This window comes from Photorhabdus viridis (genome assembly GCF_040256935.1).
Taxonomy (GTDB): domain Bacteria; phylum Pseudomonadota; class Gammaproteobacteria; order Enterobacterales; family Enterobacteriaceae; genus Photorhabdus; species Photorhabdus viridis.
Map to the genome: position 1 here is coordinate 1 of NZ_JBEJZY010000025.1, position 23,028 is coordinate 23,028.

Sequence of the window (23,028 nt, forward strand, 5' to 3'; positions counted from 1 at the left end):
TTTGAAGCTTAAATCAAGCCTATTGTGAACAAATTTGAAACGAGACCCCACAGGTTTTGCGAAGACTGATAATTGATGACATGAACGGCCTACCGGCCTGATGAGAAACCTGGCATAAAAATTGGCTCATTGAAGTCGACACACTTTTAAGGTTCATCAGGCGCGGAACTCATCGAGGCGCAGGTTCCTTGCCTATAGTGACGCCGGATAGATTTAAGCAAGCCCAAAATTCATCAAAATGAGTGTTGCAAAAACGAGGGCGACCATAGATTTTTCATGGGGCTTTATCCTTATTGGCCTTTACGGATGCCATGTTTGGTTGACCAGATAGGGGAAAACTGCCTGATCAAATAAGTAAGGGAACCTTACGTCACCCGGATTATAAGATCCAGGTCAAAAAAACATCCAGTGAGCGGGATCACAAACTGATTGGTTGACCAAAAAACCGGATTATTTTGGGATCTTGGTCAACCAAATGATTTTTACTTTTTGACGAAAGCCAAAGTGGTGCTTATGGTTTGACCGTCAGTTCAGTTGTGCCCGTAACCTATTTACAGTAATTGGAGAACGAACAATGAACCATTCTAAGCCTGTTTTATGTACTGTCATCGGCGCGATGTTCGCCTTGGGAGCGTCACAAGTCATGGCAGCGACAACATTAAAACTCAGTCATAACCATAACCGCGATCACGCAGTACACAAGGCAATGACGCAGTTTGCTGATGAAGTTCGCCAAAAAACGAATGGTGATGTTCGTATCCGGATTTATCCAGATGCACAATTGGGCAACCAGCGGGAATCGATGGAGCTGATGCAAAATGGCGCGCTGGATTTAGTCAAATCTAACGCTGCGGAACTGGAAGCATTTACGCCTGCCTATTCCGCTTTTAATTTACCTTATCTGTTCCGTGATAAAGCGCACTACGAAAAAATCAAAAACGGAGAGATAGGTAAAGAGATCCTCGCTTCCAGCAAAAACAGCGGGTTTGTCGGTGTAACCTATTATGAAGCCGGTGCACGCAGCTTTTACGCCAAAAAACCGATTCGCACTCCTGCGGATTTAAAAGGCATGAAAATCCGTGTACAACCTAGCCCGACCGCCATTTCAATGGTGAAAAACCTGGGAGGCAACCCAACCCCGCTGGCTTACGGCGAACTGTATACCGCCCTGCAACAGGGCGTCGTGGATGCCGCGGAGAACAATATTCCCTCTTTCAACCTGAGCCGTCACAGTGAAGTTGCAAGGTATTTTTCACTGGATAAGCACACTATGGTGCCGGATGTCTTGGTGATTTCGAATAAATCGCTAAATAAACTGTCATCAGCACAACAAAAAATCCTCATGGATGCGGCAGCTAACTCTTCCGAATATATGACGAAATTATGGGAAAAATCAGAAGAGAAGGAGCGCCAGAACGCAGAAAAAATTGGGGTCAAGTTTGTTGATGTTGATAAAAAATCGTTTGAAGAAGCGGTCAAACCTATGTACGACGATATCAAGAAAACTGATCCGATGCTTTACCGCATGGTAGAACGCATTCGCGCAGTAAAATAATCATCCTCAGTGAAGGTCAAATGGCCTTCACCCTTAAGCGGCGTTTTTGGTTGACCAATTCCTGTTTTTGACTATGATCTATGCAATACAATAATAATTATCGCAATGGTAGTGATGTAATGAAACATTTACTTGAGCCAAAACGCCCTTACCAAGAAGTCGGCGTTTCATTAAGGCAGATGATTGCCAACCAGCAATATCGTATCGGGGATCGTTTACCACCAGAACGAGAGCTTGCTGATTTATTAGGGGTTTCCAGAACCGTTGTACGTGAAGCCTTAATCATGCTCGAACTGGAAAACCTGATTGAAGTTCGCAAAGGTTCCGGGGTTTATATTATCAACCTCCCTCACTTGTCGTCGTCTTCATGCTCAGTCAACGCGGCAGGGCCTTTTGAACTGTTACAGGCTCGCCAATTGCTGGAAAGTAATATTGCTGAATTCGCCGCAATGCAAGTCACACCCAACGACATTGCGAATATGCGCCAGGCACTGAAAAGAGAGTCGGCAGATTTGGCTGCCGGTGAAGATGAATCCGGTGACAGAGAATTTCATCTGGCAATTGCGGAAGCGACACATAACAGCATGTTAGTTGAACTGCTTAAACAATCCTGGGCATGGCGGGAAAATAATCCCATGTGGCTGAAACTCCATAGCCGAATCACCGACAAAGATTACCGTAAAGAATGGCTGCATGATCATCAGATCATTTTTGCCGCGATGATCAAGAAAGATCCGGCGGCAGCCAAACAGGCAATGTGGCAACACCTGGAGAATGTGAAATTACGTTTGCTGGAATTGTCTGATATCGATGATCCCTATTTCGATGGTTATCTGTTTAATTCATATCCCTTTGAAATAGCAAAGAAGCGTAATTAATTCAGCAAGATAATTTACAAATAAGTTTTTATATCCAGTTATTCTGGTGGCTATTTTTCATTCTGAATTTGTGCAAAGGTAAATAATAATGGAACAAACCTGGCGTTGGTTCGGCCCAAATGATCCTGTTTCCTTAGATGATATTTGTCAGGCTGGTGCAACGGGTATCGTCACCGCATTACACCATATTCCTAACGGACAAGTTTGGCACAAAGATGAAATCTTGACCCATAAAGCCCTAATCGAAAATAAAGGGCTTATCTGGTCAGTTGTTGAAAGTGTGCCTGTTCATGAAGAAATTAAAACTCAGACAGGCCACTATCAGCAATGGATTGATAACTACAAAATTTCACTGAAAAATCTGGCTGAATGCGGCATAGACACCATCTGTTATAACTTTATGCCGGTGCTGGACTGGACACGTACTGATCTTGAGTATCTACTCCCTAATGGCTCTAAAGCCCTGCGTTTTGATCAAATTGCCTTTGCCGCATTTGAGATCCATATCCTCAAACGCCCTGGCGCAAAAGCCGATTACACTGTTGAAGAACAAGCGCAGGCAAAAATTTATTACGACAATATGTCTGGTGCTGATATTGATAAACTCACTGCTAATATCATTGCCGGCCTGCCAGGCGCCGAAGAGGGCTACACACTAGAAGAGTTTCAGGCGCAATTGGATCGCTACAAAGATATTAGCCGCGATAAACTGCGTGAGCATCTGGCGTATTTCCTGAACCAGATTGTGCCTGTGTGCGAAGAACAGGGTTTACGTCTGGCAATTCACCCGGATGACCCACCTCGCCCTATTTTGGGCTTACCACGTATCATTTCCACCATTGAAGATATTGAATGGCTGACAACCATCGAACCAAGCTCAGCTAATGGCATCACGATGTGCACCGGCTCCTACGGTGTTCGTGGTGATAATGATCTGGTTGAGATGATTCAGCGCTACGGCAATCGAATCTATTTTACTCACCTGCGTTCCACCCAACGGGAAGAAAACAGTAAAACCTTTCATGAAGCCGCTCATCTGGCAGGTGATGTAGATATGTATAGTGTGGTTATGGAAATCCTGCGTGAAGAATATCGCCGCAAAGCAGCCGGCGATAACCGTTCAATCCCAATGCGTCCTGATCACGGCCACCAAATGATTGATGACCTGAAAAAACAGACGAATCCCGGTTATTCCTGTATTGGCCGATTAAAAGGTCTGGCAGAATTTCGTGGGCTGGAATTAGGTTTAAAACGGGCGTTTTTTGAGGGAAAATAATAAGCTTGAGTAATTAACTATATTTATTAGTAACCCTAAAAAGGGTTACTTTTTATATTTATTGACATCGAAGTTATTATCAGGTTATTGGAATAAGACTTTACCTTATTGTTTTAATTAATTTACTAACGGCGGAAAATAAAAAACTCTCGGCAAATTCTCTGTTTTTCAATAAGTAAGGATAAGTTATCCCAATTTATTTTTAGCAAAAATCGCATAGCCTCTAGTTTTTGGAGTAATTTTATCTTTACGAGGTATATGAGGATTGCGGGGTGTTCTCAAGCCAACTTTTTTCCAATCTGGCCATTGTTCAACTGTTTTTCTCATTTCGGCTAAATAAGCTAGAAACTCTTCTCTCTCGGTCATTTTCCTAATTCCTCGATTAAGTTATCCACGTTAATTACTGATTGCGCCTCTCTTTCTATATAAGATAATGGTAACATCTGCATTCTGAGTTTTCCATCTCTTCTATGCCATTTAATAGTCTGACCTTCTTTATCTTTCCTCTTGATCTTATAGCCTATCCCTAGGTTTGTAGAGAATAAATTAAAGAAACAACGAGGCCCAACTCCTACGAATGGCTCAAAAATCACTTTATTATCAGAAACCTCTTCTTCAGAAGTCGCAATAGAATCAGGATGAAAATCAAAAGCTTTACTTTTAGGATAAGGCTCAATATATACAACACGTTTTATGCCACAGGCAACGATATGTTTTGCGCAGTTATGACAAGGAAATGTAGTACAATATAATATCCCATTATGAGTGTTAGTATTACTTCTTGCACATGTCAAAATTGCTTCCATTTCAGCATGTACAACCCTTCCATATTCGGTAATATCCTTTATCTTGCTTTTTAGAAGATGTTTTTTGAATTCCTCTTTTTGTTCATCTCCGACATCTTTAAGTATATCTTCAATAATTAATCTTTTCTCCTTAGCGTTTGAATCTTCACCTATTTTATAATCTCTACTATTTTCAGTGTCTTCAATTATATCTCCTATATAATCAGGCCAATATAATCCTCCGCCAAATTGTGGTACATCATTAGCCCCAGTTGATATGATATTTTTATCTTTTGTTAATACAGCACCAACCTGACGGGAAAGATCTCCTGATCGTAGCGAAGCAGAAAAAGCCATGAACATAGCGTATTCATCAAAAGTTGGTGTAACATATGGATTACCAAAAATAAGATCTAATATTCTCCATATATTATTATCAGTCTTATTTTTATTTCCATCATAACTTATGAAGAAGTCAGATAGCTCATAAGTATCTCTGGTCTTCTGCCCCCACTTATTCCCCTCATTAGAATCACGATTAATTAACTCTCTGGCTTTTACCTCATCAATATATTTGTCAACAGTAAGGTTTCTTAATCTTTGGGATTCACTCGTATATACACCTATCAAGAAAAATCCATTTGCATAAATATCCCTTAATGCATTTACTTCATCCGGGTGTTTGAGAGAATTTATAATATATGCTTTCCTATGAGACGGTATTGGTAAAGAATAAGTCTTTTCTCTTCTTTTATTTATTTCTGCCACCGCAGCTAATGCCAATATAGAGTTATCTTGACTAGCTTCTCTTAAATAATTTCCCTCTGACATCAAACAACTTATTTTTTCATAATTATCCATTGTTAATGGAATATCTCTTAATACTGAAATTATCTCAGAGGATATTCTTACTTCCTGTGTCTCATATCTGAACGCATTAAGCTTCTGTGTTATCGAATTTTTAATTATCTCTAAATCCGTACCTACAGCACCAACAAGCCCAATAACAACCTCAGAATCAAAGTCATAAGGCGATTCATTATTATCCGATGGATATATTTTATTTATATTAATCATGTAAAATATTTCTACCTATTATTTCTTTACTTTATTAATTAATAATAATGATTAATTACAAGTAACTATATCTATAAAAAATGGATGATTACATTAGAATAAATATAATTTCGTGACTGAATGAAAATCTATTCTCACTATATCTTATATATCCCAGATTAAGATATTTTTTCAATATCAGGTTGGATAAATAGGAATCAACATCACATAACTCATTTTCCATAATAAATTTACATTCATTTTATTGTGATCAAGATTAAACTCTGTTCCTCACTTGCTCATACATCACTCCTTCCGTGTTAATAAGTCGGTTTTCTGAGTACAATTCACAAAAGTGTGTTTTCAATCATTCAATTACAGCACCACATTACTAAATCTATTTCTAAATACATCTACCACCTCACTGACAGATATTCCCTGTACAACCGGAGGCTGCGAATTTTCATAAATTTCACGCCAGATAAATAACGTTAATTCAGCGACATCCGTTGCCGTTAATGGTGCTTCATACCCCAATTATTGTAATTATCGCTATCGTTCATCTGCCAAAAATATATCTTCTATCCAATCAAAAATATCGTAGCCATGTAAAAAAGGCAGAACATAAATATTATAGTTCTGCCAGAGAAACGCTTTACTTAACTCGGATAAATTCTATTTTCCAACAACGTGAATTATTGACATAAAGATGAGGTTCATCCGTATCAGAGTCCAATTCAAAATCAATAATCAGCTCTGTAGCCTGAGAAAAATAACTATTCCCATAAACCCATCGTAAGACTTCTTTTTTTCCCGGCAAAACAACCGCGTCAATATAGAGCTTATCACCAGAGGCTTCAATAGTGAGCATAGCTTCTGTTTCTTGACTATAATAGCGGCCTGACAATTGCTGAATATCAATATCACCTTTATCCATCATCTTTTTCAAATAAAAAATATTGCCATTTTCATCAATCTGTTCCAATGCGATAACATCATTATTTTCAATGATGGGTCTGAACCGAAATTCTCCCCTCTTCTCTTGGAATGTGCCATCAGAGTTGAAGATAATCGGATTACCCTTTTCGAATAAATTACCTAATAAATAGCAATCTTCCTTGGTAATAATATAGGGATAGGGATCTACCCCTTTAAACATACCCGTGATATCAATATCACCTGTATAACAAGGCTGTTTTTCTGGTTCCGTCATATTAGAGTTGAACAATACATCAAGACCCTGCTCAATCAATTGAGTAACATCAATATTTGTCGCAGCGGTAATGACGATACCTAATTTGATATCAGGAAAGATGCAAAGATAGGATTTAAAGCCACCATAAGAGCCGCCATGTCGTATTATCTTTTGCCCTTCACGTTGGCCGATAAAAAAACCGTAAGCATAATTATTACGATTACCATTGGTTAAATCTGGCGTGCGGGATAAATAAGGCAACAAATCCTGTACAATAGATGGCGAATAAAATGCTTTTATCCAACGACACAAATCATTTACCGTAGAACGCAGGCCAGCACTACCTACCGTTGAATCGTTATGGTCATCTCTTTTCCAGCAATTCGTACCCTCGTTATAAGAATAGCCTATTGCCCGGTCAGTGATAATCTCGGTAACATCATCATAGAAAGAAGTATTATTCATCTTTAATGGAATAAAAATATTATCTTTCGCATATTCCCTCAATGACTTACCTGAAACCACTTTAATTATCTCTGCCAGAAAATTATAGCCCGTGTTGCTATACAGATGGTATTCCCCCGGAGTAAAGTTAAGCACTCGTTGACGTCGAATCAATTTTCTCAATAAATCAAAACTGCGATGATCGAAGTCTGCGTTTTTACCTGCCAAGGCATAAGGGGCATATTTATCCCGTAATCCACTGGTATGATGAATAAGATGTGCAATAGTAATATCAGAGAAATCGGCGGGGAAATAATCCACATATTTCCCAACCTTATCATTGACAGAAAGCTTTCCTTCTTTCTCCAGCAAAGCAATACAAAAAGCGGTGAATTGTTTTGAAACACTAGCCAAATAGAATTTAGTTCTGGGATGTACCGCGACCGCGTGCTCAATACTGGCTTTCCCAATATAACGTTCATAAATGGTTTTATTACCGTGAGTGACAGCAACAGAGAGGGCACCACCATTCTTTTTATTTTCAATGTCAATTAAATTGTTTATTTTCCTGATAAGCAACTTAATATTACTTTCAGATATATCCAATTCCATTATTAATTCCCTTATTTCAGGTTGTACAAATAGGTACATACAGGCATTTTGGTAGACAATATCTTTATAATCACAATAGAATCCACACCATGCTGCCAGATAAACGCTATTTTCAGCCATATCAATTAAACTGCAACGAATTCTATCTTCCAGCAACGACTATCGTTGAAAAAAAGGCGAGGTTTATTCGTATCAGGATCCAATTCAAAATCAATAATAAGCCCGGTGCTAGGAGAAAAATAACTATTGCCGTAAACCCGACGTAAGACCTCTTTACTTTCAGGAGAAATGATCGCATCAATATAAAGTTCATTACCAGAAGCCATGACAGTAAGAATCGCTTCTGTTTCGTGGTTATAATAACGACCTAACAGTAGCTGAACATCGACACCACCATCATCAATCATCTTATCTAAATAAAAAACATTGCCATTTTCATGAATCTGTTCCAGCGCAGTAACTCTGTCATTTTCAATAATAGGCCTAAATCGGATTTTCCCGCCTTCCTTTTGGAATGTACCATCAGCGTTAAAGATAATCGGATTGCCTTTTTCAAATAAATTACCTAATAAATAGCAATCTTCTTTGGTAATAATATAAGGGTAAGGTTCTATTCCTCTGAATATACCAGTAATATCAATATTATTGATCTGGCAAGGCTGTTCTTCTGATTTAGTATCGTCAGAATTAAACAATATATCAATACACTGTTGCATAAATTGAAAGGTATTAGTATTCGTTGCAGAGGTCACAACAATGCCTAATTTAGCTTCAAGCAAAATACCAACTTCTGATTTGAAACCACTATAACTACCACCGTGTCGTATTATCTTTTGCCCTTCACGTTGATCAATAATAAAACCGTAAGCATAATTATTACCGTTACCATTGGTTAAATCTGGCATACGGGATAACCGAGGTAATAGATCTTGAACAATGGATGGAGAATAAAACGCTCTCATCCAATGACATAAATCATTCACCGTAGAATGAAGTCCTGAACCCCCTACCACTGCATCATTAAGATCATCTCTTTTCCACTGATTCAAATTCTCGTCATAAGTGTAGCCCATTGCCCGATCAACGATAATCCCGGTAATATCATCATAGAAAAAGGTATCTTTCATCTTTAATGGGATGAAAATATTTTCTTCGGCATATTCTCTCAGCGATTTACCTGAAACCACTCGGACTATTTCCGCCAGCAAATTATAGCCAGTGTTACTATACAGAAAATATTCCCCAGGAGTAAAATTAAGCGTTTGTTGCCGTTGAGCTAGTTTCCTCACTAACTCAATACAGCGGTGATCAAAATCTGTGTTTTTACCCGCCAAACTATAAAGCAAAAACTCATCCCGTAACCCGCTGGTATGATGAATAAGATGCGCGATGGTAATATCAGAGAAACCAGCAGGGAAATAATCTAAATATTGTCCTACTTTATCATTGACACAGAGCTTTCCTTCCTTTTCCAACAAGGCAATACAAAAAGCCGTGAATTGTTTTGAAGTACTTGCCAAATAGAATTTAGTTCTGGGATGTACAGCAACCGAATATTCAATGCTGGCTTTCCCAATATAGCGTTCATAAATGGTTTTATTTCCATGGGTAACAGCAACAGCAAGGGCCCCACCCTTTTTCTTATTTTCAATATCAACTAGTTCGTTTATTTTCTTGATAAGAAATTTAATATTATTTGTAGATATATTCGATTCCATTATTAATTTCCTTATTTTAAGGTTATACAAATCAAGGTATATAGATGCAGTTTGGTAGATAATATATCGACACTATCCTGCCATAAAAATACTATTCTCATTTCCTACTTCATTTGTCACAATACTAATTAAACCGGGACAAACTCTATCTTCCAGCAACGTGAATTACTGATAAAAAGGTGAGGTTTATTTGTATTAGAGTTTAATTCAAAATCAATAATGAATTCAGTGCGGGGAGAAAAATAACTGTTCCCGTAAACCCGCCTTAAGATTTCTTTTTCCCCAGGATGGATAATTCCATCAATATAAATTTCATCGCCAGAAGCTATGATAGTAAGAGTCGCCTCTGTTTCGTGGCTATAATAGCTCCCTAGTAACCGATGAATATCGATACCACCTTCATCAATCTTCTTATCTAAATAAAAAGTATTTCTATCTTCATCAGTCTGTTCCAGTGCTATCACACGATCATTTTTAATGATAGGTCGGAATCGGTCTTTTCCATCCTCCTCTTGGAATGTACCATCATGGTTAAAGGTAATCGGGTTACTTTTTTTCAATAAATCATCCAATAAATATGAATCTTCTTTGGTAATAATATAAGGATAGGGTTTCACCCCTCTAAAAATACCGGTAATATCGACATTACTGGTCTGGCTAGGCTGTTTTTCTGGTTTAGTACCGCCAGGATTAAACAATACATCAAGACATTGATCAACCAGTTTAACAACATCAATACTCATTGCAGTAGTAATAGCAACACCAAATTTAACATCAGGCAACATGTAAATATTAATTCTGAAACCAACGTAGTTACCACTATGTTGTATTATCTTTTGTCCTTCACGTTGGTCCATAACAAGACCGTAAGCATAATTGCTAATATTGCCATTGGCTAAATGTGGCGTACGGGATAATTGAGGCAGTAGATCCTGAACAATAGATGGCGAATAAAATGCTCTAATCCAGCGACATAAATCATTCACTGTAGAATAAACTGCTCCTGCACCGGCCACCGAGTCGTTGAGGTCATCTCTTATCCACTGGTTCAACTCCTCTTTATAGGCATAACCCATCGCCCGATCAACGATAATCTCGGAGGCATCATCACAAATACGGGTATCTTTCATCTTTAATGGGGCAAAAACATTTTCCTCAGCATATTCTCTCAGTGATTTACCTGAAACCACTTTGATTATTTCCCCCAGCAGATTATAGCCAGTGTTGCAATATAGATGGTATTCCCCTGGAGTAAAGTTAAGCACTTGTTGCCGTTGAATTAGCTTTCTCGCTAAATCAATATTCCGGTGGTCAAAGTTTGTATTTTTACCCGCCAGATTATAAAGCAAAAGCTCATCCCGTAATCCACTGATATGGTGGATAAGATGTGCAATGGTAATGTCAGAGAAATCTGTGGGTAAATAATCCAAATATTGTCTAACCTTATCATTGACGCAGAGCTTTCCCTCTTTTTCCAACAAAACAATGCAAAAAGCCGTAAATTGTTTTGAAGCACTTGCCAAATAGAACTTAGTGCTGGAATGAGCAGCGACTGCATGTTCAAGGCTAGCTTGCCCAATATAGCGCTGATAAATTGTTTCATTTTCGTGGGTGACAGCAACCGCGAGGGCTCCACCATTTTTCTTATTTTCAATATCAACTAATTTATTTATTTCATTGATAAACAATTTAATATTATATGTAGATATATCCGGTTTCATCATTAATTCCCTTGTCTTAAATTTATAAAAACAGAGCATATATATGCAGTCTGTTAGATTACGGATGCGGTCAGTACTGTAAGACGGAAATAGGCAATATCCAAGCGACAATGATCATCATTTAATATATAAGGAGCAATATAAAGTGACTGAGGACGCTCATCCAGATCAATGAATTCATGGCGGGGATTATTTTAGAATTGATAATGAAATAAATAATATGGCTGTTGCCGGGCTAATTACCACCCGGCAACACAGATTTATTCAGTGGAAAGCGGTATTTTCTTTGTACGAAAGACCAATATAAGTCCTGATAAGATAGCGACCATACCCAATAAACTTAACGCTGGTAATGAATTTCCTAAAAATAAATAATCCATTACGGCGGTAACACCAGGAACGAGATAAAACAGACTGGTTACATTCACCAAATTACCTCTCTGAATAAGCCGGTAAAGTAATAGTTGAGCGACAACTGAAATAACTAACCCAAGCCATAATAATGAAATAATAAAACCAGGTACCAATTGAAATTCAAAAGGCTGGAAAGGAACAAACAGCAAGCAAAGCAGTAAGCTAACACTATATTGCAGAGGTAAAACCACAGAAGGAGCTTGATGAATTCGTTTCTGTAAAATCGCGCCAGAACTCATACAGACCAATGCAGCTAAAGCAAAAGTAATACCCGCAAAGGAAAACTGGGACAACACCAGGCTTTGATACACCACCAATATCAAGCCCAATAACGCTAATAATAAACCCGCTAAACGCACAACCGAAAAACGGCGTTCGATCACCAGCAGTGTGATAATCGGTTGAATTCCCATCACTGTCGCCAAAACCCCAGGCGTGATCCCGTTATCCAAAGCAAAAAAATAACAAATAGAATAGCCGCCAATTAATAAAACACCGGTACTGGCTATCTGTTTGCGTGTGCCGTGTACAGGCAGATAATGGCTATTACGCCTGAATAATAATCCCAAAAATATCAAAAAAATAAGCGCAATAGCGAAACGCATCGTGAGAATGGCGAATGCGGTACTGTGATCAAGTCCCCATCGAGAAAAAATCGCACCACTACTCCACAATAAGACAAAAAGCAAAGTCGAGCTATAAGAGATCCATTGAGCTTTAGAAATCATAGGAATTTACACCTATTTTACATTTAACGTACTCAAAACAACGCTGCCAGCCAAATCTGGCAACACTTGAATGTAAACCCTCTCTCAAAGACGGGCATATTACACAGTTATGGATAATAACGGAGGCGGTGGAGAAGCAGGAGGAGAAATGAAAGCAAAACGCATGCACACATATGCTTCGGCTAATATTAACCTGGCAGGTAAAATCAATGTGCATGCGGGTAATAGCATAGTTTTCATCTTCTAACACTTACATTAGTCGTTTCTAAATGTAGACGAATATTCCACTATGGTCAAATATCTGTAAAAAATTTTTAACGTCATGAACACACCTATGTCCACCAAATAAGATCACCATTTTGCTGTAACCCCATAAAACAGGTCGCGAGTAAACGCCGTTCCGGTGAAAAGATAGCATTACCATTCAGTACCGCATGGATTAAATTCCCATTCAGCAATACCAAATCCCCTGCATCAATATTAATCACCATACTTGCATGATCTTCCAATAATTCAGATGGATATGGATAACCGCTGTGAGTTAAACCAAGGGCGCTACGTGATTGATCATCAGGCTGAATATTCCATACTTTTAATTGTCCCCCATTTTGGGGAATGTCAGCGTAAAAATTTACCGCCATGACACAATTAATTTGTGTGATCTCAAAATCACTCTGGCGTGGATCACTCAACGGTGCAAGATCATCATGAGGTAATAAAAGGAATTCACCAAAGTTATTCCAGTACACCAGTTTTACATTTCCCGCAGCAACACCATGATACATAGCCGGACGAATTACCTGTGAGTTATTACCACTAAAATGAGTTATTTGCTTAATGAAATGATCCATTGGATTGATTGTAGCCTTAAACATCTCATTAATTGCCGGACGAAAATTTTCTGCTTCTTCTATATATTGACGGGTATCTTTTTCAATATGAGATGCCCCAATAAAATACCCTTCAACACCATCAATACCCTCGCCGTAACGGGGAATGCGATCTGGAGAACGCCAAAAATTCTCAACTATTTTCTTTCTCTGTTCTGATGGAAGAAAATGACGAATTCGACAAGCCGCAAGGTGGCCATCCAAAAGGTTAGAAACTGCATCCATTGATATATCGTTCGACGTCTCGTATACAATAAATTCTGATTCTGTCAGCTTTGTTCCTCTAATACCGGATCTTTCTTGCATCATAACAGACCCCCCAATAGTAAATTCGTCGTGCTATCTATCAAACCTGTCGTGATTAACTGGGATTATTTTTGCTTTATAGATCTGTGCAGCAGAGATCTACGCCTATGTAAAAAACCTACTATCGCAGGTACCGGACTAATAATCCTCTTCTGCGCAGCAAGCTGGGTTGAATATTTCCTGCGTAAATTAGGTAACAGCTTCCAGTGGGTGCCGCCTGAGATATGATGCTCTTGATGATAGCCATCATTAAACATGAATAAATTATAGATACGCCCATAATAGCTCACTGAGTTTGCAAATCTGTTCTCCGGCTGAGCACCATAATGTTCGTAGTAGTTTTGAATATTAACCAAAACAAAGGCAAAATAGAGAGAAGGTAAATAACAAAATAAAGCCCATTTCCAAGACAGAGTGAATAAGATAATAATCCACGCCGCCTGGAACAATCTATCTAACCTCAATTGCCATAACTCTTTAACTCTATTGGTTCTGGCGTTAGAAAGAAGTTTTTCATACCCATTATCAGCTTTACTAAGTGGTTTGTGCCAGATAAATAGAGACCAGCACATACGAACAAAACTATTATAAAAGGTAGATACTGCGCCAAGGATAGAATAGTTCCAAAGAGTAGTATGCTCCCCAATTTCTTTTCCATTTATAAAGGTAGAAGAGGTATCCAGAGGCCCGCTTTCACTTACTCCCCGATCGTTATTATATTTGTGGTGATTACGAACATGGGACAGGTGATAAGACTGTACAGACTGCCCTATATTCATTGAATTCAGTATCGACACAAACATATTCATTACACGAGAAACGAACCAGGGAGTATGGGTGAAAAAATGTGATATCACTATTATGTTGTAAGTTGTCATCAATGTAAGAAGCACAATGTTGACCAACCATCCCATAATAGTGAAATGATCCCAATACATGACCAGTGTAACCGTGGCTACCGTATGCAAAATGCTTAATATAAACATGACTGCATCCCAAGCGGAATATTTCCAGATAGCCATAATTACTCTCCTAGTCAAGATAAGACTGTAAACTTCCGCGCCGCCTTACATCCACTGTTGCACAATGGAAGGAACCGCCGAAGGAGTTAAAATTTCTGAAATTACATGGAATTGGAGTAAAGCCCCAACGTTTCATCGCCGCGATCATCGGTTCATCCTGCTTTTCAACAATCACTCGCTTCTCATCCAACATCAGAATATTCATATTGATCCATTTACTGGTCATATACAGAGGATGGTTGTCAGGAATAATCGGTTCAGGCGCATGCAGCACATCCCAGCCTTTAAACAGCTCAGGGACTTTTAACACCTTTTTCGGGTTAATTAATAGTTTCCCTGGCGCCATAGGAACAAATGTGGCATCAATGTGCATAGGGCTATCATCATTAAATTCAAAAACATGAATACGATAATCATCACCTAAATGACGACGAAGCCACTCAATACCAAATTCATTCGTGACATGGCTTTTTTGCGCAATGATATCGCGCCCACACCGGATAAAATCCGCAGCATCAAATGTAGGTTCAAACTCAGTCACCGCAAGAGGAACACGATCCTTGCCATTAGGTTGATCCCATTCGAAATTATATTGTTCATCGATCAACTGTGGCTTTGGCCCGGAGCTCCATTTCGCGCCCTGTTTAAAATATTCTTTAAGTAGAGTCTTATATGCTGCCGTTTCAAAATAGCGGGAGCGCCACGCCAGCGGGCATTCAATAATATCATCACCAATCACTAACAACACATCACGGGGCATTGCACAATATAGCCCTGTGCTGCTCCAGCCAGGCGCACCAAATACCAGAGATTGATCCTGAGGTTCTGGCCGACGTACTGTTACCCCTTCGCTTTCAAGAATATGAACAAACTCTTCTAATTCCCTGGAAGCCGCTTCAATTTGCTCTTGTGGAAATGAACGGCCAGCATGCCGTTGAAAAGTAGCAACTTGATTTTCTGGTAATACAGACTCCAGAGACATATGCCAGGAAGGGAATCTGGCGCCATCAACAACACCGACGATCACCTCTTCAAGAGGATCCCATTCGTTAAAAGAATTAACTGGGGAAGAAATTTCACTATCACTATCTATTAAATTTGAATCAAGCATATCGTCTCCTGATATTTTAATACTATGTCGCCTTAAAACTGTAACAACTGTATTAATTACGACCCTATCGCCATCAACATAGATTTCTCAGAAAGAATTCAGTTTAAATATGAAGTAATGACTAATATGACGGCTCTACGCATCCCTACAGTCTGAAAAATTAAATGACTATGATTTTTTCAGGCTTAATAAACCCAAAAATAAATTATAATGTTTTTATTAAAAACGGCAATATACAATTAAGAATTTTATTTTTTCATCATGAAATATTAAATCACTGTAATTATTTATGATGAAAACATTATAATTCTATCGTGCTTTGCAAAACCGAAAATGATGCTATAAATTTACCTGTCAATAATAATATATAGACATTTAAATTTGTAAAGGTATTAGATTTAAGCTCTGTGAAATAGAGCACATGTTATTGCTTGCCCCATTATTATTTACTTATAAAATATTACCATGGGTAAATAAAATAGGGTTTATTTATGAGATATTGTTGTTTTATTCCCTAATGATAAACTCCAATAGAAAAAGGCAGAACAATAATATTACCATTCTGCCTTTGACTAAGTGCATTTAGTAGAAAACATATTTATGATTTGAATAAAGCCAGCTCTATCTGATTATATCTTTCAAACCAAATTAAATTATTCTACAGAATCTGTGATTCCACGCACTCATTCAGAGATTTAATAAATACTTATTAAATCTCTACACCGACTATATATTTCAGCTTCATCAGCTTACTTTTTGCGATTTTTACTTTTACATCTAATTTTTCATGAAGAATACGTAAAAGAGACAGATAGAGCAACACAACCTTCTCTTTATCTTTTTCACCATCCACCAGTAATAGATGGAAATCTTCAACCACACCTAAAATATTCAGACTAACGATAACTGAACTGGGTGACAGAATATCAATCCAGACTTTCTCTACTTTACCCACTTTCAGTTCATCATCTACAAGCAGCTCTTCATGTAACAGAATATCTTTCTTAATCATGATATAAACTCCGAAATTTAATGTAACTAATTGATAAATAACTTATATCACTCCAAAATACAGATAATAAGCTATTCATTTTTGCAACATAAGATTGTGACCATTTTCACTAGAAAATAAGTGCCCATCAGGAATTTATCCAGCATTTAGATAATATAAACAGCATTTTTGATGCCATATTAACGCTTTATCTAATACATATAACTATAGATGCCATTAATGTATTGTCAATAAAATAAAAAAATAAATTTAATTATTTAAAATCAATATTTTATTACCAGGAAAAAATAAAAAAGATATTTCACCATGAAATGAATTTAATATTTAAGTAATTTTTCTACTGAACATAATGAAATATATCAATAATAATGAGAAATAAAACGGCTATTTACCTCTAATATATAAAAGGTAAAATCCAGGAATTCATATAAAAAACAACAGATAGCTCATAACATTCAGTATTATATTTTATAGAAATTACAAGCGACCAATTAATCATACGATGTTTTATTGGCAATATTATATATCACATCTCATTCTGTGATTATAACAAGAAGATAAAATACAGATCATGCAATTGTTATATTATTAAATTGATTGCAGCCTATTAATTATTATTTTGTTATTTATATCTATTTTAACTTTCTCATTAAATACAATTATCTGTCGTAAGGTAATTTTTTTGACTCAAAATAAATATGGCATTAACAACAAATACAATCCCAAGATAATACTATTAAAACGTGGTATCAATATTAATTATACCACGCTTCATTACTGAACTCAGTTTGGCTTCCCTAACATGGAGACCTGACTAACACCCTTTAAATCACAAACGCTTATCCAGAAGCCCTGGATAACCAATCTCTGATGTCTTCAACAATAGGAGTAACTTGCAAAACATCCTCTCTATCTTTAAATCTATGGCTTAGTCCCGGGTATTGATAGAAGGTAATATTATCTTTCTTTAATTGTTCCTCCATTTCCATAGCTGCACTCACATTGACGGAATTATCATTCAATGTTTGAATAATCAAAATAGGTCTTTTCGTCTGACTTAACACTTCATATTGATTAATACCAAGCGAGACTTTCCACCAATTAACGCCATGATTACTCATTTCCAGCTCACCAGTATGATTACCGGCACGTATTTCTTTCTGGAACTCTCTGAATCCCTTAATAGCCTCATCGATATGCTCCGGTGGAACCTCACTCTTCATGCTATGAATAACATCATCAGCGAAATACTGACCACCACCATTCAGCGCAATTGTTCTATCAATATAATTAACTTGTGATGTAATTAAATTGGCGACTACAGCCCCTTCACTTCCACCTAATATAATGATTTTATTATACTTACCTTGATTCTTCAGATAACCAATAATCTGAATATAATCCTTAACCCGCTGTTCTGGCGTATCTGATCTTATATAAGCCTTAGGACAATCCGAACGTTCCTCCGCATCAGACCAGGGGAGAGAGGCATTAATGCCATATTTCTCTACAGTCAAAACATCAGTATCCGGATAAATATCATTGAATGTCTCATTCACAAATTTATTATTAGCGACACTATTACAATCAGAACCTTGTATCAGCACTAATAAGTTTTTTCCACCTTTTTGCTTGAGATAGTAAGTTATTTCGCTACCATCATGGCGGAAAAACTGTTTATGCGTATCTGAGTAAACAGAACTGATACAACATAAAAAAACCAGCACAGACGCCAGAACTCTCTGTCGTAAATTAAAACCATATGCTTTCATTAATACCTCCTTTAGCTGACATATTAAAGACCACAAACTGGCAATATTGTTCCTGTCAGAAAAATTTTTAAAATGAGTGAACAGAATATTCAACAATTAACACACAATTTGCTGGCGATAAAAGGTATTGATATGTGGACCATTAATTATGCCCTATTGCGAGGATTTAATTACCTGAACGGTTCATTACATGGTGATGTCGCAGTAAGACGTAATATCCAGAGGCTAATCAAGCGAAATGAGAAGGTTTCCGCGGAATAAGCAGAAAAATGGCTGGCAAATTTCGCTCTGCTGCTCAATATATTGCTTAACAACTTCAAGAGGAGCACCGTCCACACAGCCTGCAAAGTATGATGGCGACAGGAGGATGTCAATCCTGTGTTATCAGGTGCAAGACGAGCGAACAAGGAATCTATAACGGCATCAAAACTCCCCCTTGCAGAATCTCCTCGCAATCAACACACCGTAGAAATACACTTACAAATGCTAATACACCAATGAGCTTAAGCATGTTACTACCAAAGCTTTTGCAAAGGAGTAGACCTTTGCAAAAGCTTTGGTAAATAATTCAGTAAGATATGAAATTTAACCTTGTGTTTAAAAACTATATTCCTCAAAACTGAGTTACTGTAAGCATACAAACTAGCTGCAACGAAAAGAATTTAACGGACACAACAATGGCAATCAAAAAGTCTGAACTCTATTCCTCCCTTTGGGCCTCCTGCGACGAGCTGCGTGGTGGTATGGACGCCAGCCAGTACAAAGACTATGTGCTCACCCTTTTGTTCATGAAATATGTCTCAGACAAATACAAAGGCAATCCCTATGGCATGATCGTGGTGCCTAAGGGAGCCTCCTTTGACGATATGGCGGCACTGAAGGGCGACAAAGAGATCGGAGAAAAAATTAATAAAATTATCAATGCACTCGCCGAAGAAAATGCTCTGAAAGGTGTTATTGATGTTGCGGACTTCAATGATGAAGACCGGCTTGGCAAAGATAAGGAAATAATCGATCGCCTGTCTAAGCTGATCGGGATTTTTGAAGGTCTCGACCTTTCAGCCAATCGCGCAGATGGCGACGATCTGCTGGGCGATGCCTATGAATATCTGATGCGCCACTTCGCGACAGAATCAGGGAAAAGCAAAGGACAATTTTACACTCCGGCGGAAGTCTCACGTATTCTGGCCAAAGTTCTTGGCATCAATGCCAACACACCCCAAGATGCAACGGTCTACGATCCCACCTGTGGTTCCGGTTCTCTATTGTTAAAAGCCAGCGATGAAGCCCCCCGCGGATTGTCGATCTTCGGTCAGGAGATGGATAATGCGACCAGTGCTTTGGCGCGCATGAACATGATTCTACATGACAATGCCACCGCAAAAATCTGGAAGGGCAACACCATCAGTGATCCACAATGGAAAGACGCCAACGGTAAACTCAAGACCTTTGACTTTGCGGTAGCTAATCCACCTTTCTCCAACAAAAATTGGACCAGTGGGATTAACCCAAAGGAAGATGAATTTGACCGTTTTACCTGGGGAATTCCACCGGAGAAGAACGGCGACTACACCTTTTTACTGCATATCATTAAAAGTCTGAAAAGCACTGGTAAGGGCGCGGTTATTCTGCCTCATGGCGTGCTGTTCCGTGGTAATGCAGAAGCCCGTATCCGTGAAAACCTGCTTAAACAGGGCTATATCAAAGGCATTATTGGCCTGCCTGCCAATCTGTTCTACGGTACCGGCATCCCAGCTTGTATCATCGTGATTGATAAAGAGCATGCACACAGTCGCAAAAGCATTTTTATGATTGATGCCAGCAAAGGCTTTATGAAGGATGGCAACAAAAACCGTCTGCGTAGTCAGGACATTCACAAAATTGTGGATGTCTTCAATCACCAGCGAGAACTGCCACGTTTTAGCCGCATGGTGTCGTTGAGCGAGATCGCTGATAACGATTATAACCTGAATATTCCACGCTATATCGACTCCAGCGAACCAGAAGATTTGCACGATCTCAGTGCCCATCTGCAAGGTGGAATACCAAACCGTGATATTGATGCGCTACAGCGCTACTGGCAGGTATTCCCAAGCATCCGCGCTACTTTGTTTAGTGATGCCCGCGAAGGCTATAGTCAGGCGCTGATCGCGGCCAATAAGATCAAATCGACCATTCTGGAACATCAAGAGTTTAAAGATTTCGCTGCCCGCAGCCTGCTGCCTTTCAAATCCTGGATCGCTCAAGTTGCATTGTAGGAGATCCGCAAGGGCGATAATCCCAAGCAGTTGATTGATGAAACCTCTGAAGTGCTGCTGGAAAAGTACGCCAATACTGATCTGCTGGACAAATACAATGTCTATCAGATTCTGATGGACTACTGGGCAGATACCATGCAAGACGATATCTATGTGCTGATACAAGATGACTGGTGTGCAGGTAAAGTGCTGCGTGAACTGATAACGAAGAAAGGTGAAAAGCTGAAGGAAACCCCAGATTTGGTTATCAATAAAATTAAATATAAAGCAGAGCTTATCCCACCAGAGTTGATCGTCATGCATTATTTCCAGCAACAGCAGGACCACATCAACCAACTTCAAGCGGATATGGATACCGCTGCACAAGAACTAGAAAGCTTTATCGAAGAGCACTCCGGTGATGACGGCTTACTGAATGATGCTCTGAACGAGAAAGATAAAGTGACAAAAGCCAGCGTTGCCGCTCGCTTGAAAGTGACCGACGATCAAGAAGAAAAAGCGGTGCTTAAACAGGCTAAATCTCTGTTTGAGCAGGAAGCCGATGCCAAAAAAGCGCTCAAAGAAGCACAAGACAAGCTGGATATTGCTGTGGTTAAGCGTTACCCCACTCTGACAGACGACGAAATCAAGATGTTAGTCGTACAAGATAAATGGCTGTCAACTCTGCAAGCTAATATCAAAGCCGAAATTGAGCATATTATCCAACAGTTGGCTAACCGGGTTAAAGAGTTGGAAGAGCGCTATGTCGAGCCACTGCCAGAGTTAACACAATCTGTTGAGACGCTAAGTAGCAAAGTCGCCGAGCATCTCAAAACAATGGGGCTGACGTGGTGATAGCGGTAGATAAAGATCAGGTTGTGGAAATGAATGAGCAAAACGTACCGAAGCAGGGTGTTCCTGTTGGTTATAAACAAACAGAAGTAGGGATGATTCCTGAAGGTTGGGAAGTTAGAGGTATCGAACAGTTTACTGATTGTACTGCTGGTGGCACTCCTAGTACAAAAATCTCATCTTACTGGGGAGGCCCGCATCCATGGATGAGTTCAGGTGAGTTACACTTTAGACAAGTTTTTGACGTTGCAGAACGAATAACTGATGAAGGCCTTTCAAATTCAAGTACAAAGTATGTACCTAAAGATTCTGTTTTAATAGGGCTAGCTGGGCAAGGGAAAACACGAGGAACTGTTGCAATTAACAGAATATCATTGTGTACAAACCAATCGATAGCCGCAATTTTCCCTAGTAGCAAGTATTGCACTGAATACTTGTTCTACAACTTAGATAATAGATATGAAGAACTAAGAGGCCTTTCAACAGGTGATGGCGGACGTGGTGGCTTAAATCTAACGATAATTAGAAAATTAATTGTACCCTTTCCTCCATTAGAAGAACAAACCGCTATCGCCAACGCGCTATCCGATGTCGATACCTTACTCAACGAACTGGAAAAACTGATCGCCAAAAAACAAGCCATCAAAACCGCCACTATGCAACAACTGTTGACCGGGAAGACCCGTTTACCGCAGTTTGCCTTACGTGAGGATGGTACGGCTAAGGGTTATAAAACCAGCGAATTAGGGGAGATTCCTGAGGATTGGACGGTAGTTCCTTTCAATAATTTTTTAAAAATAAAGCATGGAAGAAACCAGAAATTAGTTGAATCTCTTGATGGTCAGTATCCGATATTTGCATCGGGAGGGCAGATTGGTCGAGCAAACTCATTTTTATATGATAAACCCTCAGTATTAATAGGACGTAAAGGAACTATTGATAAACCTAGATATTTAAATGAGCCATTTTGGACAGTTGATACACTTTTTTATTCAGAAATATCCGAATCAGCAAATGCGAAGTTTATTTTTTATAAATTCTGTATGGTTGACTGGATGAAATACAACGAAGCATCTGGTGTACCCAGCCTCAACACAAGTTCAATCGAAAATGTGTTAGCTACATTTCCTGGGAGAAAAGAACAAACCGCCATCGCCACCACCCTTTCCGATATGGACGAGGAAATTCAATCCTTGCGGCAACGTCTGGACAAAACCCGTCAGATTAAACAGGGGATGATGCAGGAACTGCTGACGGGTAAAACACGTCTGGTTAAGCCAACGCAACAAAGGAATTAGGCTACGTCAAAAAGAACTGGCAGAGGCCGATCAGAAGTAAAAGGCGTGATCATTGCATTGGAGGATGATATACGCCTATGCCGTGCATTAAACGTGGCGAATAACATTGATTTTTATCGTTACTAGGTTAGTTTCAAGTTAATGAA

16 protein-coding genes and 1 pseudogene are annotated in these 23,028 nt (G+C 38.8%); 6 read left to right on the forward strand and 11 right to left on the reverse strand.

Annotated elements, in window-relative coordinates; genetic code table 11:
• Positions 1-574 precede the first annotated feature (574 nt).
• From ABR397_RS12200 to uxuA, 3 genes are all read left to right on the forward strand, one after another.
• Positions 575-1,555 carry a TRAP transporter substrate-binding protein gene (locus ABR397_RS12200; protein WP_350305976.1) on the forward strand — a complete coding sequence of 327 codons (981 nt, stop codon included), beginning with the start codon at positions 575-577 and terminating at the stop codon, positions 1,553-1,555.
• A gap of 119 nt (positions 1,556-1,674) precedes the next feature.
• Entirely contained in the window at positions 1,675-2,433 is a 759-nt protein-coding gene (locus tag ABR397_RS12205) for an FCD domain-containing protein (RefSeq protein WP_350305977.1), read from the forward strand.
• Between the two features lie 88 nt (positions 2,434-2,521).
• Positions 2,522-3,709, forward strand: a complete 1,188-nt coding sequence (gene uxuA / locus ABR397_RS12210; protein ID WP_350305978.1) for a mannonate dehydratase — start codon at positions 2,522-2,524, stop codon at positions 3,707-3,709.
• 186 nt (positions 3,710-3,895) lie between these two features.
• On the opposite strand, the gene ABR397_RS12215 is transcribed toward uxuA, so the two are convergent.
• From ABR397_RS12215 to ABR397_RS12265, 11 genes are all read right to left on the reverse strand, one after another.
• On the reverse strand, positions 3,896-4,075 hold the full coding sequence (locus ABR397_RS12215; protein WP_350305979.1) for a hypothetical protein: 180 nt from the start codon (positions 4,073-4,075) through the stop codon (positions 3,896-3,898).
• Complete coding sequence (locus tag ABR397_RS12220) at positions 4,072-5,571, reverse strand: anti-phage dCTP deaminase (protein WP_350305980.1); 1,500 nt, start codon at positions 5,569-5,571, stop codon at positions 4,072-4,074. The genes ABR397_RS12215 and ABR397_RS12220 overlap by 4 nt, the downstream gene beginning before the upstream one ends.
• Before the next feature lie 634 nt (positions 5,572-6,205).
• Entirely contained in the window at positions 6,206-7,801 is a 1,596-nt protein-coding gene (locus tag ABR397_RS12225) for a serine hydrolase domain-containing protein (RefSeq protein ID WP_350306029.1), read from the reverse strand.
• Positions 7,802-7,926: 125 nt separating this feature from the next.
• Complete coding sequence (locus ABR397_RS12230; RefSeq protein ID WP_350305981.1) at positions 7,927-9,519, reverse strand: serine hydrolase domain-containing protein; 1,593 nt, start codon at positions 9,517-9,519, stop codon at positions 7,927-7,929.
• A 128-nt stretch (positions 9,520-9,647) separates the two neighbouring features.
• Positions 9,648-11,243, reverse strand: coding sequence for a serine hydrolase (locus ABR397_RS12235; RefSeq protein WP_350305982.1), 1,596 nt, complete (start codon positions 11,241-11,243; stop codon positions 9,648-9,650).
• A gap of 257 nt (positions 11,244-11,500) precedes the next feature.
• Positions 11,501-12,382, reverse strand: a complete 882-nt coding sequence (locus tag ABR397_RS12240) for a DMT family transporter (protein WP_350305983.1) — start codon at positions 12,380-12,382, stop codon at positions 11,501-11,503.
• 332 nt (positions 12,383-12,714) lie between these two features.
• A complete protein-coding gene (locus tag ABR397_RS12245; protein WP_350305984.1) occupies positions 12,715-13,581 on the reverse strand; it encodes a 2OG-Fe(II)-dependent halogenase WelO5 family protein in 867 nt (288 codons plus the stop codon).
• A 62-nt stretch (positions 13,582-13,643) separates the two neighbouring features.
• Complete coding sequence (locus ABR397_RS12250) at positions 13,644-14,600, reverse strand: fatty acid desaturase family protein (RefSeq protein ID WP_350305985.1); 957 nt, start codon at positions 14,598-14,600, stop codon at positions 13,644-13,646.
• Between the two features lie 10 nt (positions 14,601-14,610).
• Entirely contained in the window at positions 14,611-15,711 is a 1,101-nt protein-coding gene (locus tag ABR397_RS12255) for an amidinotransferase (protein WP_350305986.1), read from the reverse strand.
• 709 nt (positions 15,712-16,420) lie between these two features.
• Complete coding sequence (locus ABR397_RS12260) at positions 16,421-16,723, reverse strand: Cro/Cl family transcriptional regulator (RefSeq protein ID WP_350305987.1); 303 nt, start codon at positions 16,721-16,723, stop codon at positions 16,421-16,423.
• Positions 16,724-17,562: 839 nt separating this feature from the next.
• The gene (locus tag ABR397_RS12265) at positions 17,563-18,495 is read right to left on the reverse strand and encodes an alpha/beta hydrolase family protein (protein ID WP_350305988.1); all 933 of its coding nucleotides are present in this window, start codon (positions 18,493-18,495) and stop codon (positions 17,563-17,565) included.
• 72 nt (positions 18,496-18,567) lie between these two features.
• Between ABR397_RS12265 and ABR397_RS12270 the strand changes: the two genes are divergently transcribed.
• From ABR397_RS12270 to ABR397_RS12280, 3 genes and pseudogenes are all read left to right on the forward strand, one after another.
• Entirely contained in the window at positions 18,568-18,756 is a 189-nt protein-coding gene (locus ABR397_RS12270) for a hypothetical protein (protein ID WP_350305989.1), read from the forward strand.
• Between the two features lie 416 nt (positions 18,757-19,172).
• Positions 19,173-21,587, forward strand: a pseudogene (locus ABR397_RS12275) (type I restriction-modification system subunit M).
• A complete protein-coding gene (locus ABR397_RS12280; protein WP_350305990.1) occupies positions 21,584-22,882 on the forward strand; it encodes a restriction endonuclease subunit S in 1,299 nt (432 codons plus the stop codon). Before ABR397_RS12275 ends, ABR397_RS12280 begins: the two are co-directional and overlap by 4 nt.
• The last annotated feature ends 146 nt before the right edge of the window (positions 22,883-23,028 follow it).